Below are 15,517 nucleotides of genomic sequence, written 5' to 3'. Positions count from 1 at the left end.
GACTCGAAACCGGTCCATCGGCCGAAACCGGTGGAATCTAATGGCTGATGCAGTTCGATGCTCCTCCGAACAGCTCGAGCTCTGGTCCGCCCCGGCCGCGGCATGCGCCCGCGACACGGACCATGCTCCATTCGACGGTCGGCCTAATCCGCCAGGCCGATTTCCCGCATCTTGGCGAGCAGTTCCCGGTCCACCTCGCCCGTCACCGGCAGGCCGAACAGCGACTGGAACTCGCGGATCGCCTCGCGCGTACCCTTGCCCAGTATCCCGTCCACTTCGATTTCCGTGTGGCCGAAGGCGCGCAGCGCAGCCTGCACCTTCTTCACGGAATCGTTGCCGGCCGAGCCTGCACCGAGCGATACCTGTTCAATCCTTACGGGCTCGGAGACCGAAGCCTCCGCGGCTGGCCTCTTCAGGCCAAGCTGCACCAGCAGCGCGTCGTCGATGTCGCTTCCTGCCGGAAGCCCCACGATGCGACGGTAGTTCTGTACGGCCGTGCGCGTTTGCGGTCCCGTCAGACCGTCGACCGGTCCCTGGTAAAGGCCCAGGTCATGCAGGACTTGCTGCACGGCTGCGACATTGCTGTTGCCGGAGAGCGGCGCGATGGATCCCGTCGAGCCGTTCTCCACCGGGGCAACGGCCGGCGCCGGATGGTCAACCCTCGGCGGCACCTCGGAACGCACCTCCGTCGGCGCGGGGGTCGGCGTGGGCACGGGCTTCACCGGCCTCGCCGGTGCGCGCGTCGCAATGAAGGCGTTCGGATGCACCTGCGGCTGCTTCCAGACGGCATTCACCGACACGACGGCAAGCGTGACCAGGAAGGCTGTCGAGCCTCCGAAGGAAACCGGATTACGCGCGATGGCTGAGCCCAGCCACGACAGGCCCGTAAGAAAGAGGCCCTTACGAGCCTTCCGCTTAGGCTGTCTTGCGTAACGGGATTTCATTCCACTCGACACTCGACTTCGCTCCGTTTTCCCTTTCAAGCACACTTACCACCGTCTCGCCCACGGGAAGCGAAACGTGGACCTTCGTTCCCACACCCGGAGCACTGTCGATGCTCAGGCTTCCTCCGCAGGCCTCCACAAGTCCCTTCACCAGGGCAAGGCCAAGACCGGTTCCCTTGCTCGCATGCTCGTTTCTGATCTGCGTGAACGGCTTGCCAAGACGCGAAAGATCTTGCGGCTCAATTCCGATGCCACTGTCGGCGACTGTGAGGAACAGCCTCTTGCCCTGTTTCCGCGCCGTCAGGCGAACGTAACCCTCCTCGGTGAACTTTACCGCATTCGAGAGCAGATTGATCAGGATCTGCTGCAGCGCGCGTCGGTCGCAGCGCACCGTGCCGATCGCCTGGTCGACATCGAGTTCCAGCCGCACCGGCTTGGAACTGGCCTCGCGCGCCACGATGGCCATCGACAGCCGGGCCGCCTCACCGAGGTCGAACTCCTCCACATCGCCCACATAGGTGCCCGCCTTGATCTTGGAGACGTCCAGGATCGTATTCACCACATTGAGCAGGTGGCAGCTCGCCTCGTTGATGAGCGTCACATACTCGCGCTGCTTGCCGTTGGCGAACGGCCCGAACAGCTCGTTGGTCAGCACGTCGGAGAAACCTGCAATCGCATTGAGCGGCGTCCTGAGCTCGTGGCTCACCGAAGCCAGCAACCGGTCGCGCATCTCGACCGCCTCGCGTGCTTCCTTCCGCGCTTCCACAACCTCTGCCTCGAGCCGCGCCAGCGCCTCGTCATCGCGCAGCACCATCAGGATTTCGCCATCCTGGTCTGCCGCCATGTCCGCCACGAAGCTGCGGTACACCGCCGCCGGAACGGAATTGTACGTCCCCGGAACCCGCACGCGCAGCCGCACCGACCTCATCGACCGGCCATCGCGCACATCCGCGAGTGCCGAGAGATAAGCCACGCGGTCCGACACCAGCACCCGCTCGAACAGGCCCGAGCCAAGCAGCATCTCCGGCTCGATGCCCATAGCGACCCGGGTCTGCGCCGTCGCCGCGCACACATCGCCATTGGCCCGCAGCCTCAGGATGATGGAGCCGGTCGCCGCCACCACGGCATCGGCGCCGGCTGAAACGGGCTTCTCATCGCGAGCTTCGCCACCGGCGACCAGACGCGCTACCAGAAACAGGCCATAGGCGAGCGGCGCCAGCCAGCTCCATGCCGTCGGCTCTGCCTGGAGCGGCAGCGCCGTGGAAAACAACACTGCAAGCGCGCCTGCAACGAAAGCGGCACCGAGCCCTGCAACCGCCGCCTGGCGCCGGCGCGCAACCCACACGGGTTCGATCATCAGCGCGGCGAGCAATGCCGTATAGGCCGATCCGATGCCGCCACCGAGAGCGACGAGCGCCGCCACGGCCACAGTACCGGCGATGAGCGTTGCCGCTTCCATCAGCCGCCCCCTGCCCGTGGCCACCAGGCCGAGCAGCGGCGCCATCATCACCGCGAAAATGGCCGCAACACTCGCAATCGCATGCGGACTGTGGTGGAGCTGAGTCAGGATCTGCACGGCACCCGGCAGGATCACGCCCGGTGCAAGCAGCAGCACCTGCAGCAGGCGCCTCTGGCGGCCGCGCTCGGCATCCTCAGTCACGGACGGATGCAGCAGCCGGTCACAGAAGGCGCCGGCAGCTTCAAGTCGCTCTGAAAGCATGGACTGGTGTGTACTCAACGGGACGCGCTCTATGTTCACGAGGCAGTTTTGATGGGCCGAGCCTCGCACCGAGCACTAAGAAAAGTGTAAATGACCTGCCCGCCGCATCCCCTCCGGAAGGATTTTGGGGCCCAGGCTTGTTCCCATGGTTAACAAAGGGTCGACAGGCCGCGCCCGCGCTGCATAAGCAACGGGAGCTTAACGAATTGACAAATCTCGGCCGTTAAATTCAGCCCGACCGCGCCGGTCGTCAGCGCACAGGCCGCAGCACCGGCACTCAGGCGTAGGGATTGTTGTGTAATGGGTTTCCTGCTTCGCTGCTGTTTCTGGATCGGCCTCGCGCTATTGTTCGTCCCGATCAGCACCGGCGATGGCAGCGAGCCACAGGTCAACCCGCTTCAGGCCCTCATCGCCGCGCGCGACGCCGTCGCCGACATCGCCTCCATCTGCGAGCGTAAGCCCACCATCTGCCAGACCGCCAGCGCGGCCGTTCAAACCATCGTGGCCAGGGCCGGCGAAGGCCTGCGCCTCGCCCAGCAGATGATCGATACCAACGCCGCGGATGAACCAGCGCAGGAGCCGGATGGGGTCCAGGAGGCGTCCAGTCCCGCCGATCCCGGGCAGCACGCCGCGGAATAGCTCCGCACCCCGGAGACCCGCGCGATCGCAGTCATCCCGCCCCGAAATTTTGCTTCTGCACCCTGATTTCCCGTGACCTTTCCGCCTTCACTGTCTATATGCACGCCCATGACTGCGACCATTGACACCATCCGGGACGACTTCGCCTTCCTCGACGACTGGCAGGAGCGTTACCGCTACATCATCGAACTTGGAAACGACCTTCCGCCCTATCCGGAGGAAGCCCGCGACGACGCGCACAAGGTGCGCGGCTGCGTGAGCCAGGTCTGGCTTTACACGACACGCGGGGAAGGCTCCGACCCCGAGTTGTTTTTCCTTGGCGACTCCGACGCACACATCGTGCGCGGCCTCGTCGCCATCCTGCTGGCGCTCTATTCCGGCCGGCGGGCGAGCGAGATCCTGGCCATCGACGCAGAGGAAATCCTGCGCTCGCTCGGCCTCGATGAGCACCTGACTCCCCAGCGCTCCAATGGCCTTCGCTCCATGGTTCAGCGCATCCGCCAGGAAGCGGCCGCAGCCCTCGGCGGGGCCTGAAAACCCGCGCGCGGGAACCCGAGACGGAAAAGGCAGCGAAGCTTCACTTCGCTGCCCTGCAAGACCTCCAGAACGGGCGCGAACCGCAAAATCCGCGCGCCGTGCCTACTCCTCCCGCTCCTCGAACGAAAGCGCGGTACCGTTCATGCAATAGCGCAAGCCGGTGGGCTTCGGCCCGTCAGGGAATACATGGCCCAGATGCGCGTCGCAGGCGGCGCATTTCACCTCAACCCGCCGCATTCCGTAGGAATTGTCCTCCGCAAACGTCACCGCCTTCTCGTCCACCGGCGCCCAGAAGCTGGGCCACCCCGTACCGGAGTCGTACTTGGTCTCCGAGTCGAACAGCAGGTTGCCGCAGGCGATGCAGTAATACCGTCCCGGCTTCTTGTTGTCCCAGTACGGACCGGTAAAGGCGCGCTCCGTGCCGCCGCACCGCGTCACCTGATACTGCTCGGGCGTCAGCAGCTTGCGCCATTCCTCGTCGCTTCTCTGAACCTTGGGGCCAGTCTCTTCAGTCATGGGAGATCTCCTTTACTGTCCCACTACATAGGATACAGGAGTGCCCCTGTCAGGATCGGCTGCGCACTTTGCCGTGAGCGGCGAACCGAGAAGCACGCTGAGAAATGGCTGATCGCTCCGCCATGCGAAGCATCCGGGCGAGCGCCATAAGCCCATCCTGCACCGATGGGATTGCGGGCAGAGCACACCTTGCCTGCAGCAAAGGTCCCGTTCTCCGTTTTGCCTTCCGCCCCCGCTTCCCTGCCTACTTGGCTCCCGCGCCCAGCAACCGGTCATAGGCTTCTTTCAGCGCGATGTGCCGGTTGAGATCATAGCTCCAGTGTTTTCGGATGCCCTTCAGCCGCTCCCGTTCGAGCAGCCGCCCCAGCCGCAGGAGCGTTTTCCTCCGTTCTTCTCCTCCCTGCTTCAGGGCTTCGGCCAGGTCGACCCCGCTCATCAGGTACAGGGCTGCGTTCTGACGCGCTTCCCGCTCCGCACCTCTGCGCCCCTTCGCAAAGGCCGCAGCCTCTTTCTCGATACTACCCATTTCTTCCTCCGTTTATGGAGGATACACTTTCATACAACCATTGGTTGGGGACAGATTCCGGAGTACCCGCAACAGGGGGAAATAAAATCCCCTGATAAAACAATCTTCTACCGCCATTGCGCTCGAAGTATAGTTCTTTATTTGTTCACGCTGAATACCTCTCGCGCTATAACGATTACATTGGCTTAAGGAGGGTTTGTTCCGTGACCGCAACTGCTACGAAGGCCCTGAACTACTTGGCTGAGGCCGAGGAGCGCTGGGACAGTCAGCCCCAAATCACCACCTGCGCGAGAAAATTGGCCAGGTAAACGACGAGCGCGTAACGGATATATGCGATTGCGTACTCGATATTCTGTCGGTCCTGTTTAACGTAAGCGGACGCGATTTACGTCAGCCGGGCCGGTCTTCGACAAGCGTCGCGCGCGTCCGCCAGATCGGGATGTACGTGACACATGTCACGCTTGGCCTGAGCATGGCCGAGGTGGGGCGTGGCTTTGGCCGGGACAGAACCACCGTCATGCACGCATGTCATCTCATCGAGGACATGCGCGATGATCCCGAGTTCGATCAGATCGTGCGAATGACCGAGCGGATTACCGCCATAGCGTTCCGCCACCTGGGGGCCGCGCAATGAAGGATGGCGCGCCGATGACGATCCACGACCGTCGCGGCCGCATTCGCCTCCTGCGCTTCCTGCGAAAGTCCGCGGCAGCGGCAGAAGCGGCGGCGGCCCCGGACCAGCTTCTGCTGGACGGAGGCGACCGCGGCCGCATTTCCGTGCAGAGAACGCTGGTGGATTATCTGATCGAAGAGGGACTTGTGATCTGGTCGGCCAGTCAACTGAACCTCACGCCGCTCGGTGCAGCCTTGCTAGCAGATCTGCAGGAATCCCCGCATCGTCACCAGCATGCGGAGGTGGGTTATCAAACCGTCCATACCGAAGAGGGGTTTGTCCCCCTTCAGGTCAACCGCTCGGAATCCCCCCTCGCGATGCTCGCACGCCGCAAGGACCGCAACGGCAACCCTTTCCTCTCCGAGCGCGAGTTTCGCGCCGGCGAACGTCTCCGTGCCGACTACACGCGCGGCCAGCTCATGCCGCGCATGAGCGCCAATTGGGAAACACCCGTGTCGAACACCCGCCGCGGACCTCGCGATCGCATTACCGATCTGACGGATGCCGCGCTCGCCGCCCGCATGCGGGTCAACCGTGCGCTCCAGGCCGTCGGACCGGAACTTGCCGGTCCTCTGGTGGACGTCTGCTGCTTCCTGAAGGGCATTGAACAGGTGGAATCCGAGCGCGGCTGGCCTCCCCGCTCCGCGAAACTGATCCTCAAGACCGCCCTTTCGGTCCTGAGCCGCCACTATGAACCGGAAACCACGTCCCGGCGGCAGGAGATCCTGCATTGGGGAACCCCCGACTATCGTCCAACGCTAACGCGCTCGTGATTGTCCCCGCGAGAATCGGCGTGTACTAGCAGACTCCATCTGATAGGCATGAGCAGAAACGGCCGGCGCTTGCCGGCCGCGTCTCACGAGTTCGGAGTCCGTGCATGACCGCAGTCAAAGGCCGTTTCCCGAATATCCCGGGCCCGCGTGCTGAAAAGCGCCCGACCGAAATCACCTTCCACGGTCACACCCGCATTGATGAATATGCCTGGCTCCGCGCCGACAATTGGCAGGAGGTCCTGCGCGATCCCTCCAGACTCGATCCGGCGATGCGCAGCCATCTCGAAGCGGAGAACGCATACGTCCGGCAGCTGATGGCCGACACGTCCGAGCTGCAGAAAAAACTCTTCGCCGAGATGCGCGGCCGCATCAAGGAGGACGACTCTTCCGTGCCCATGAAGCATGGTCCCTACGCCTATGGTGTCGACTATCGCGAGGGCGGCCAGCATCCCCGTTACTTCCGTACCCCCCATGACGGCGGCGAGAAGCGTGTCCTGATCGACGGCGATGCGCTCGCCGAGGGCAAGGTCTATTTCCAGGTGGGTGCCGTCAATCCCTCCCCGTCTCACGATCTCCTGCTGTGGAGCTATGACTACAAGGGCTCCGAGTATTACACGATCCGCATCCGCAATCCCGAGAGCCTCGAGGATTTGCCCGACATGATCGAGGGCACGGGCGGTGACGGCTGCTTCAGTGCTGACGGCCATGGCTTTTGGTACATCCAGCTCGACGAGAACCACCGGCCGGCGAAGCTCTTCTTCCATGAGATCGGCAAGCCCGCCTCCGACGACCGCCTGATCTTCGAGAACACGGACGCGGGCTTCTTCATGAGAATCGACGACAGTCCGCTCAACGACTGGATCGTCCTCTCGCTGCACGACCACGAGACCAGCGAATGCTACCTTATCCCCGCGACCGATCCTTCGGCCGCGCCAAGGCTGGTCGCCCCGCGCCGGGAAGGCATCATCTATGATCTGGAACCCGCCGGCGACGAGTTCTTCATCCTCACCAACGTGGATGGCTGCAAGGACTTCAAGGTCATGTCCGCCCCGGCCTCCGATCCGCGGCCCGAAAACTGGCGCGAGGTGATCCCGCACGAGAAGGGCCGGCTGATCCTCGCCATCCAGGCTTATGAGAACTATCTCGTCCGCCTCGAGCGCAAGGACGGCTCCCCCCGCATCGTTCTCCGCGATCGCAGGACCGGAAAGGAAGAAACCATTGCCTTCGACGAGGAGGCCTATGCGCTCGGCCTCGTTGGCGCCCGTGAATATGACACGGAAGTCATCCGCTTCACCTATTCCTCGCTCACGACGCCGGAGCAGCTCTACGACTACAACATGCGCACCGGCGAGCGCACGCTGCTGAAAACTCAGGAGGTGCCCTCCGGCCACAACCCGGACGACTACGTCACCCGCCGTCTCATGGCCCCTGCCCCCGATGGCGAGCTGGTTCCCATTTCGCTGGTTCACCGCAAGGGTCTGAAGCTGGACGGCTCCGCCCCGTGCCTGCTCTACGGCTATGGCTCCTACGGCATCTCCATCCCGGCTTCCTTCCGTACCAACATCCTGTCGCTCGTGGACCGTGGCTTCGTCTTCGCCATCGCCCACATCCGCGGCGGCAAGGAAAAGGGCTGGGACTGGTACGAAAACGGCAAGCGCGCGAAGAAGACCAACACCTTTACCGACTTCATCGCCTGCGGCCGGCACCTTGTGAGGGAAGGCTACACCAGCCATGACCGTATGGTCGCCGAGGGCGGCTCGGCCGGCGGCATGTTGATGGGCGCCGTCGCCAACATGGCTCCGGAAGATTTCTGCGCGATCGTCGCCCAGGTCCCCTTTGTGGATGTCCTCAACACCATGCTGGACGACACCCTGCCCCTGACCCCGCCGGAGTGGCCCGAATGGGGCAACCCGATCGTGAGCAAGGAGGACTACGACACGATCCTGGCCTATTCGCCCTATGACAACGTGCACGAGCAGCCCTACCCGGCCATCCTGGCGCTGGCAGGTCTCACCGATCCCCGCGTCACCTACTGGGAGCCGGCCAAGTGGGTTGCGCGGCTGCGTGACAAGACCACCAGCGGCAATCCGATCCTCTTCCGGGTCAACCTCGACGCTGGCCACGGCGGCGCCGCCGGCCGCTTCTCGCGCCTGGAGGAAATCGCTTTCTGCTACGCCTTCACGCTTAAGGCCGTTGGCCTGGCGTAATCACCCGCCCGCACGGTACCCGGTTCAAGGGAAAAGGCCGTTCGCCCCATCGGAGCGACGGCCCTTCCCCCCACGTGAGCCGTCCGCGAACGCGAGGCGGCTCTCCCTAGACCTCTCTATGGTTTCGGCGGAATCGCCTTCAGATAGGCCGCGATCGCCTCCCTGTCCTCGGACGGCAGTCTGGCCATGTTGCGCACAACCTTGGCCATTTCTCCGCCGGCGGAGTCGAAATCCGGCGTAAAGCCGCTTTCCAGATAGTAGGCGATGTCGGAGGCGCTCCAGGAGCCGATGCCATCCTGACTGGGCGTGATGTTCGGAATCCGCCCTCTCCCCTCCAGCGACGGTGCCCCGGCCAGCCACTGGCTGTACTCGAGTCCGCCGAGTGCGGTTCGCGCCGTATGGCATTCGCCGCAGTGCCCCGGCCCTTCGACCAGATACTGGCCGCGGCGGACAGCCGGATCAGTGCCGTCTCCGAAAGCCACCACCGGTTCGTCGGAGAGATAGAGGAGCTTCCAGAACCCCACGGCGCGGCGGATCGAGAATGGGAATGGAATATCGCTTTCGCCCGCCTTCCCTTCGACCGGCGGCAGGGTCTTGATGAAGGCAAACAGATCGACCACGTCCTGCGGCGTCATGCGGGCATAGGACGCATATGGAAACGCCGGATAGAGATGGCTTCCGTCCGGTGCAAGGCCACGCATCATGGCATTGACGAAGTCAAGCTCGCTCCAGCTTCCGATGCCGTCCGTCGGATGTGGAGAAATGTTGGGAGCCACGAAGGTCCCGAATGGCGACCCGAGGCCGAGACCTCCGGCCAGCTCGAGCTGAGCATCGCCCTCGGCTCCGGGACGTGCATGGCAGGAGACGCAGCCTCCCGCCCAGAACACGCGCTCGCCGCGCGTGGCGTCGGCCGGCTGAAGGCCGGCCAGAACAGACTCGTCAAGCGGACGAGGCGCTGAAAGAAACCAGGCAACCGCACCGGCGATGACCGCCAGTGCGACGCCGGCATACAGAATCCGACGCATCAAGCTCTACTCAAGGCGATAGGTCTCGTGGCAGGAACCGCAGTTCTGCAGAACGGGGCCAACGGCGGCCTGGAAAGCCTTCAGGTCTGCCGGGCCTTCCTTTCCGGAGGCCTGGAATGCGGCCTCGGCCGCCGACTGGAACTTGGCGAACGCGGCCTTGAAACCTTCCGGATCTTCCCAGATCTTGGGAGCCGCCTTGCTGTCTCCGGCAGAACCCTCAGGGAAGAAGGCTTGTCCGGCCGTTGCCACGCCGTAGAAAGTTGCGATGGCCGCCTTCGCGACAGCAGGATTGTACTCCATTTCCCCCTTCAGCATCGGCACGGCGATTCCGGCAGCACCAGCAGCGGCGTCCATCAGCGCCTGCCGAGACTTGATCGGATTGTCCTGAGCGGCAACGGTTCCCGCGCTCACCATGAGAACAAGTGCAGATGCTATTAGTTTCTTCATGAGATTCTCCAGAAAGTTGATACCGCAAGATAGCTAGCGGCAGAGAAAAGACATCGCAAAAGTTCGTCCGGTTGAATCAATCCTTCGTGAAGACAGTTTGCCGCCTCACTTTGATTCGACCGTCTGAAACGATACAGAAATAAACAGATACAGAAATGGCGCGGTTAAGCAAAAGCCCGGCCGCAAGGGCCGGGCTCCGTGATGGCAGCCATAAGTTTCCGATTAGCCGCGAGCCTTCTCATACAGCTCCAGCACGTAATCCCAGTTGATCAGATTGTCGACGAACGCCTCCAGATATTTCGGGCGGGCGTTACGGTAATCGATGTAGTAGGAGTGCTCCCACACATCCACGCCGAGGATCGGCGTCGCGCCATGGACCAGCGGGTTCTCGCCGTTTGGCGTCTTCATGATCTCGAGCTTGCCGTCCTTGAACGCCAGCCACGCCCAGCCCGAACCGAACTGCGTCACGCCGGCATTGATGAAGTCGGCGCGGAACTTGTCATAGCCGCCGAGGTCGCTGTCGATGGCCTGCTGTAGAAGGCCCGGAAGCTTGTTGCCGCCACCGCCCTTCTTCATCCACTTCCAGAAGTGAATGTGGTTGAAGTGCTGGCCCGCGTTGTTGAAGAGCGGCTGGTTCTTGCCGTAGGACTGCTTGACGATCTCCTCCAGAGAGAGATTGTCCATCCCGGCTTCTGCGGCCAGCTTGTTGCCGGTGTCGACGTAAGCCTTGTGATGCTTGTCGTGGTGATACTCGAGTGTCTCCCGCGACATGAAAGGCTGGAGCGCCTCATAGTCGTACGGCAGATCCGGCAGTTCAAAAGCCATGCTTGCTCTCCCTCAGCTTGATATGTCGAAACCCATGCGAACCGGCAACGCGGGCAGCGTTGCGCCCTTCGTGCCGGTTTCATGGCAGCTCAACCAACGGACGTCGAATGAGTCCGTTCCTCCAATATAGGCATCTTGAGGAGTTTGCCACTCCGCCGGCAGCTTTTCACCCGACAGGGATATCATCCCCTCTGGCCGGCGGGCGGTGTTCTGTCGGTCCCGGAAGGCCGGAGGGTGAATAATACCGTTGCAGAAACGCAATAGAGGATAACTCTTTGCGGTTCGCACACCGGAAATACGCCATTTTGGCCTCGTTTTCAGTTTCCCGGCTTGCATCCCCACCATTTTTAAGGTTCATCCCTGCGATTATAAATAATTCCCGTCAAATCGTTTGGACCAACAAGGATGTCCAGAATCGATCCTTCCTCCCCCGTTTCCCGGCGCGGGTTCCTCTCTGCCCTGGGAGCCGGCGCCGCAACACTTGCGCTGTCCGGATGCACTAACGTTCCGAGCGGCAGCAGCCGCCCCTTCCCCCAGCGTCCGCTCGCCCTGGCGCCTGAGCCGATCAGGCTTGCCCCGCCCAGGGAAATGTACGCCGCCATGGTGGACGAGGGTTTTGCCCTCCCGGCCGTTCCGGTCGACAAGATCAATCCCCGTTTCCTGCGCCAGGAGGTGGCTGACCCGACCGGTGAGCGTCCCGGAACGATCGTTGTCGATACCTCCTCCCATTTCCTCTATCTGGTCGGCTACGGCGGCCGGGCTATGCGCTACGGCGTCGGCCTGGGACGGGATGGCTTCGCCTGGGCCGGACGCGCGAAGGTCGAGCGCAAGTCCAAGTGGCCGAAGTGGTTCCCGCCGGCGGAGATGATCGACCGCCAGCCCAACCTCGAGAAGTATCGCGCCTCCTACGACAAGGCGACCAACACCTGGCTGGGCGGCATGGAGCCCGGGATCAACAATCCACTCGGCGCCCGCGCCCTCTATCTCTATGACGAGAATGGCAAGGACACGCTGTACCGCATTCACGGTTCGCCCGAATGGTGGTCCATCGGCAAGTCCGTCTCGTCCGGTTGCGTGCGCATGATCAACCAGGACGTGATCGACCTTTACGACCGCGTGTCGGAAGGAACCCCGGTTCTGGTCACCAGCGGCCTTCGCACGGTCTGACCCGACCACCGGCATCCATCGGAAAAGCAAGGGGCGGCGCCATCGGCACCGCCCCTTCTCGTTTTTCAATCGACCCTCATTCGTCGCTGCCGTGCCCTGTCTCTCCCCCATTGCGGAGAAGAAAAGCGCAATCTTGGCGAAGCCAAGTGTCAAAGGGCAAAAGAGGGGGAATGAAACGGCAGAAACCGCCCTTACCGCCCCCGCTTCAGGCTTCCCAGGATGCCGCGGACGAGTTCGCGTCCAAGCGTCGTGCCGATGGTCCTGGCCACCGATTTGACGACCGTCTCCGTCACCGTCTGCCGTTGGTAGCCGCTTCTGCCGCCACTGCTGCGGGTACCGCGCGAAGAGGTTCCGAAATCCGGCAATGTCCAGCCGGTGCGGTTCGACGCCCCTTGATCGGCCTCCTGCTGCCGCATCCGCTCTTCGGCCGCCGCGCTCTCCTGCGCCCTTTGCTGCAGCATCTCGAAGGCCGAGATCCGGTCGATCATGCGGTCATAGATGCCCGCGACGGGGCTTTCGTTGATCACCGCCTGCCGCTCCTGGTCCGTCAGCGGCCCGATGCGTGAGGATGGCGGACGGATCAGTGTCCGCTGCACGATCCCCGGCACGCCCTTGTTCTCGAGCATTGACACCAGCGCCTCGCCCGTACCCAGGCTGGTGATCGCCTCGAAGCAGTTGAAGGCCGGGTTCGGCCGGAACGTTTCGGCCGCCACCTTCACGGCTTTCTGCTCGCGCGGCGTATAGGCGCGCAGCGCGTGCTGCACGCGGTTGCCGAGCTGCGCCAGCACCGTCTCGGGAATGTCGAGCGGGTTCTGCGTCACGAAATAGACGCCCACGCCCTTCGAGCGGATCAGCCGCACCACCTGCTCGATCCGGTCGAGCAGTGCCTTCGGCGCCTCGTCGAACAGCAGGTGCGCCTCGTCGAAGAAGAACACGAGCCGCGGCTTCTCCGGATCGCCCACCTCCGGCAGTTCCTCGAACAGCTCCGAAAGGAGCCACAGCAGGAACGTCGCATAGAGCTTGGGCTTCATCATCAGCTTGTCGGCGGCGAGCACATTCACATAGCCACGCCCGTCCCGCGTCGTGCGCATGAGATCAGCGATCTGCAGCGCAGGTTCGCCGAAGAACTTGTCGCCACCCTGCTGCTCAAGCACCAGCAGCGACCGCTGGATCGCGCCCACCGATGGCTTCGTGATGTTGCCGTAGCGGCCCGAGAATTGCGCCGCGTTCTCCGCCATATAGTTCAGCAGGGCCTGCAGGTCCTTGAGGTCGAGCAGCAGCAACCCCTCCTCGTCGGCGATGCGGAAGGCGATGTTGAGCACACCCTCCTGCGCCTCGCTCAGGTTCATGAGACGGGACAAGAGCAGCGGTCCCATCTCCGAAACGGTCGCCCGGATCGGATGCCCCTGTTCGCCGAAAAGGTCCCAGAAGATGACCGGCGCCTTCTCGAACGTGTAATTCTCGAACCTCACCTCTTCCGCGCGCTTCAGCAGGAAATCCTTGGCCTCGCCCGCGGCGGCGATGCCCGAGAGATCGCCCTTCATGTCCGCGCAGAACACCGGCACGCCGGCCTGCGCGAAGCTCTCCGCCAGCACTTGCAGCGTTACGGTCTTGCCCGTGCCCGTCGCGCCCGTGATCAGACCGTGCCGGTTGCCGTACCGCAGGAGGAGCTGTTCGGGCCTCTGGTAGCTGTCATCCGGATTGCGGCTTGCTCCAATGAAGATGCTGTCCTCGGCGCTCATGCTGCTCCATCCCTTTCGCGGCCATCCTTTCCCTATTTCCGTATAGACATCGTCGGCCGCCTCGGCAATGCCGGCTCCGGCCTTTCCAAAGTAACGGCGCGCCCCCGCTTGTTCGCAACGGCCGGACTGCGCCCACAAGCATTTTGTGCTGCGCCATAACCCGCCCCCGGCACTTTTCCCCTCGGCATTGCAGCCGCGCCATCCCCGGCATACATTACGATCCTGGTACCCATTCGCGACTAATGGAAAGGGATGAGATGGTCCCCTCGACACCAACCGTTTCGGATGCTCCGGCGCCTGAAGAGACACGAGAGGCAAGAGCTTCGTTCGGGGAGCTGAGCCACCCGGCCAGAACAGGCGAGGCTTCCAGCGGTGAGGACAAGGCTGCTGCGGTGCGCGGCAGGCCGTGGCTCGTGATGCAGCGTGTCGATGACCCGGATCCTGTCCGCGCGTCGGTTCAGGCCGGCGAGGACCTGCGGAACGGCGCGAACGGACTCTCGATCGTGTTTGCCGGCGCGCCAAATGCCTTCGGCTTCGGCATTCCGTCGAGCGCCGACGGTCTGCGTGCCGCCCTCCGTGACCTTCCGCTGCGCGAGGTCAATCTCCGCATCGACGTGCATCCGCAAAGCCGTGCCTCTATCGACTGGCTGGCCAAGATCCTGCAGGAAGAGCAGGTCGATCCCTCCGGCGTCCACCTTTCCTTCGGCGTCGATCCCGCCTCGCTGTTCGTAGGCACAGGCCAGCTTCGCATGTCTCTCGAGGCGCTCGAGGCTTCGTTGCCCCAGTCTCTCGGCGGCTTCTTCGCCCTGTCGCTTCCGGGCGTCCTGCTGGAATCCGACAGCCGCGTCTATCACAACGCCGGCGCCAGCGAGGCGCAGGAGCTTGGTATCACGCTTGCCTCCGTGGCCTCCCACCTCAAGATGTTCGAGGACGCGCGCCAGCCGGTGGTCTATGGCCTGCCGCACCTGGGCTTCGCCGTCAGCGTCGACCAGAACATTCTGGCGTCCGTCGCCAAGCTACGCGCCCTTCGTCGTCTCTGGGCGGATCTGCTGGCCGAGTATGGCGTCGAGCCCACCCCCATTCCGATCCATGCGGAAACGTCCTTCCGCATGCTGAGCGCCCGCGACCCGCAGACCAACATCATCCGCAACACGATGGCGGCCTTCGCAGCCGCCGCGGGCGGCGCGACTTCCATAACGGTCCTGCCACACACGCTTGCCGTCGGACTTCCCGACGCTGCCGCCCGCCGCACTGCCCTCAACACCAGTCTGGTGCAGAGCATCGAAGTGGCGGCTCAAGACCTGGTCTCGGCCAGTTCCGAAGCCCTCTCGACGCTCGTTGATCGGTTCTGCGAAGGCGCCCGTGAGGAATTCCGCCGCATCGAGGCCGATGGCGGCATCCTGCGCAGCATCCACTCCGGCTCCCTCCAGAAGCGGATCGCCGAGGCGAGACAGCAGCAGATCGAACGCCGTAGCGCCATCGTGGGATCGACCGTTCACGCGGCTGCGCAGGCGGCCCTCTCCGATGCTCTGCCGGAAATTTGTGCGCAGATCGCGCCGGATGCGGCCGTGACCTGCGAACCTCTCCTGCCGCAGCTCCTGGAGTCGCTGGCTGCCGGTTCACCCGCAGCCTGACCGGACGGTTCCACTTGAGGCAACACCCGGATCGGTTCGGCCTTTACGGAAAGGCCTGGCGGTCCGGGTTCTCCATCTGCTCCGCCGGTCTTGTCTCCCTCTTCATCTCGCAAAGGCCCGGAACCATTCCGGCTGCAGGGTT

15 protein-coding genes are annotated in these 15,517 nt (G+C 63.4%); 7 read left to right on the top strand and 8 right to left on the bottom strand.

The annotated features are described in order from the left end of the window. Positions 1-143: 143 nt before the first annotated feature. Entirely contained in the window at positions 144-944 is an 801-nt protein-coding gene (locus ABD906_RS00725) for a peptidoglycan-binding domain-containing protein (RefSeq protein WP_345097666.1), read from the bottom strand. Further along, a complete protein-coding gene (locus tag ABD906_RS00720; RefSeq protein WP_345097665.1) occupies positions 916-2,682 on the bottom strand; it encodes an ATP-binding protein in 1,767 nt (588 codons plus the stop codon). The genes ABD906_RS00725 and ABD906_RS00720 overlap by 29 nt, the downstream gene beginning before the upstream one ends. A 282-nt stretch (positions 2,683-2,964) precedes the next feature. Here ABD906_RS00720 and ABD906_RS00715 point away from each other — a divergent pair, with 282 nt between their 5' ends. Then, entirely contained in the window at positions 2,965-3,303 is a 339-nt protein-coding gene (locus ABD906_RS00715) for a DUF5330 domain-containing protein (RefSeq protein ID WP_345097664.1), read from the top strand. Positions 3,304-3,411: 108 nt separating this feature from the next. Then, positions 3,412-3,837 carry a SufE family protein gene (locus ABD906_RS00710; RefSeq protein ID WP_345097663.1) on the top strand — a complete coding sequence of 142 codons (426 nt, stop codon included), beginning with the start codon at positions 3,412-3,414 and terminating at the stop codon, positions 3,835-3,837. A gap of 105 nt (positions 3,838-3,942) precedes the next feature. On the opposite strand, the gene msrB is transcribed toward ABD906_RS00710, so the two are convergent. Together msrB and ABD906_RS00700 are read right to left on the bottom strand one after the other, a co-directional pair. Next, a complete protein-coding gene (msrB, locus tag ABD906_RS00705; RefSeq protein ID WP_345097662.1) occupies positions 3,943-4,356 on the bottom strand; it encodes a peptide-methionine (R)-S-oxide reductase MsrB in 414 nt (137 codons plus the stop codon). A 244-nt stretch (positions 4,357-4,600) separates the two neighbouring features. Then, the gene (locus ABD906_RS00700; protein WP_345097661.1) at positions 4,601-4,882 is read right to left on the bottom strand and encodes a cytoplasmic protein; all 282 of its coding nucleotides are present in this window, start codon (positions 4,880-4,882) and stop codon (positions 4,601-4,603) included. A gap of 256 nt (positions 4,883-5,138) precedes the next feature. Here ABD906_RS00700 and ABD906_RS00695 point away from each other — a divergent pair, with 256 nt between their 5' ends. The 3 genes from ABD906_RS00695 to ABD906_RS00685 all read left to right on the top strand — a co-directional run bounded on the left by ABD906_RS00695 (position 5,139) and on the right by ABD906_RS00685 (position 8,535). Further along, entirely contained in the window at positions 5,139-5,516 is a 378-nt protein-coding gene (locus tag ABD906_RS00695) for a helix-turn-helix domain-containing protein (protein WP_345097726.1), read from the top strand. 14 nt (positions 5,517-5,530) lie between these two features. After that, entirely contained in the window at positions 5,531-6,328 is a 798-nt protein-coding gene (locus ABD906_RS00690) for a DUF6456 domain-containing protein (protein WP_345097660.1), read from the top strand. A 104-nt stretch (positions 6,329-6,432) separates the two neighbouring features. Next, on the top strand, positions 6,433-8,535 hold the full coding sequence (locus ABD906_RS00685; protein WP_345097659.1) for a S9 family peptidase: 2,103 nt from the start codon (positions 6,433-6,435) through the stop codon (positions 8,533-8,535). 116 nt (positions 8,536-8,651) lie between these two features. Here ABD906_RS00685 and ABD906_RS00680 read toward each other — a convergent pair whose 3' ends face one another. From ABD906_RS00680 to ABD906_RS00670, 3 genes are all read right to left on the bottom strand, one after another. Continuing rightward, positions 8,652-9,560: a c-type cytochrome gene (locus tag ABD906_RS00680; protein ID WP_345097658.1), complete on the bottom strand. Its 909-nt coding sequence runs from the start codon at positions 9,558-9,560 to the stop codon at positions 8,652-8,654. Between the two features lie 6 nt (positions 9,561-9,566). Continuing rightward, positions 9,567-10,007, bottom strand: a complete 441-nt coding sequence (locus ABD906_RS00675) for a c-type cytochrome (protein ID WP_345097657.1) — start codon at positions 10,005-10,007, stop codon at positions 9,567-9,569. Between the two features lie 222 nt (positions 10,008-10,229). After that, a complete protein-coding gene (locus ABD906_RS00670) occupies positions 10,230-10,832 on the bottom strand; it encodes a superoxide dismutase (RefSeq protein ID WP_345097656.1) in 603 nt (200 codons plus the stop codon). A 405-nt stretch (positions 10,833-11,237) separates the two neighbouring features. Here ABD906_RS00670 and ABD906_RS00665 point away from each other — a divergent pair, with 405 nt between their 5' ends. Beyond that, positions 11,238-11,999, top strand: a complete 762-nt coding sequence (locus ABD906_RS00665) for a L,D-transpeptidase (protein WP_345097655.1) — start codon at positions 11,238-11,240, stop codon at positions 11,997-11,999. Between the two features lie 191 nt (positions 12,000-12,190). Here ABD906_RS00665 and ABD906_RS00660 read toward each other — a convergent pair whose 3' ends face one another. Continuing rightward, positions 12,191-13,741, bottom strand: a complete 1,551-nt coding sequence (locus ABD906_RS00660) for a helicase HerA-like C-terminal domain-containing protein (protein WP_345097654.1) — start codon at positions 13,739-13,741, stop codon at positions 12,191-12,193. 257 nt (positions 13,742-13,998) lie between these two features. Here ABD906_RS00660 and ABD906_RS00655 point away from each other — a divergent pair, with 257 nt between their 5' ends. Continuing rightward, positions 13,999-15,375, top strand: coding sequence for a methylmalonyl-CoA mutase family protein (locus tag ABD906_RS00655; protein ID WP_345097653.1), 1,377 nt, complete (start codon positions 13,999-14,001; stop codon positions 15,373-15,375). Positions 15,376-15,517 lie beyond the last annotated feature (142 nt).

The sequence above is a fragment of the Chelativorans composti genome (genome assembly GCF_039541695.1).
GTDB lineage: Bacteria > Pseudomonadota > Alphaproteobacteria > Rhizobiales > Rhizobiaceae > Chelativorans > Chelativorans composti.
This window is presented reverse-complemented; position numbering and strand designations above follow the sequence as displayed.

Bases quoted from the DNA above. Each gene is read 5' to 3' on its own strand.
- ABD906_RS00665 (WP_345097655.1), top strand. From the start codon at position 11,238: ATGTCCAGAATCGATCCTTCCTCCCCCGTTTCCCGGCGCGGGTTCCTC.
- ABD906_RS00725 (WP_345097666.1), bottom strand. From the start codon at position 944: ATGAAATCCCGTTACGCAAGACAGCCTAAGCGGAAGGCTCGTAAGGGC.
- ABD906_RS00670 (WP_345097656.1), bottom strand. From the start codon at position 10,832: ATGGCTTTTGAACTGCCGGATCTGCCGTACGACTATGAGGCGCTCCAG.
- ABD906_RS00660 (WP_345097654.1), bottom strand. From the start codon at position 13,741: ATGAGCGCCGAGGACAGCATCTTCATTGGAGCAAGCCGCAATCCGGAT.
- ABD906_RS00655 (WP_345097653.1), top strand. From the start codon at position 13,999: ATGGTCCCCTCGACACCAACCGTTTCGGATGCTCCGGCGCCTGAAGAG.
- ABD906_RS00685 (WP_345097659.1), top strand. From the start codon at position 6,433: ATGACCGCAGTCAAAGGCCGTTTCCCGAATATCCCGGGCCCGCGTGCT.
- ABD906_RS00710 (WP_345097663.1), top strand. From the start codon at position 3,412: ATGACTGCGACCATTGACACCATCCGGGACGACTTCGCCTTCCTCGAC.
- ABD906_RS00675 (WP_345097657.1), bottom strand. From the start codon at position 10,007: ATGAAGAAACTAATAGCATCTGCACTTGTTCTCATGGTGAGCGCGGGA.
- ABD906_RS00690 (WP_345097660.1), top strand. From the start codon at position 5,531: ATGACGATCCACGACCGTCGCGGCCGCATTCGCCTCCTGCGCTTCCTG.
- ABD906_RS00700 (WP_345097661.1), bottom strand. From the start codon at position 4,882: ATGGGTAGTATCGAGAAAGAGGCTGCGGCCTTTGCGAAGGGGCGCAGA.
- msrB (WP_345097662.1), bottom strand. From the start codon at position 4,356: ATGACTGAAGAGACTGGCCCCAAGGTTCAGAGAAGCGACGAGGAATGG.
- ABD906_RS00715 (WP_345097664.1), top strand. From the start codon at position 2,965: ATGGGTTTCCTGCTTCGCTGCTGTTTCTGGATCGGCCTCGCGCTATTG.
- ABD906_RS00680 (WP_345097658.1), bottom strand. From the start codon at position 9,560: ATGCGTCGGATTCTGTATGCCGGCGTCGCACTGGCGGTCATCGCCGGT.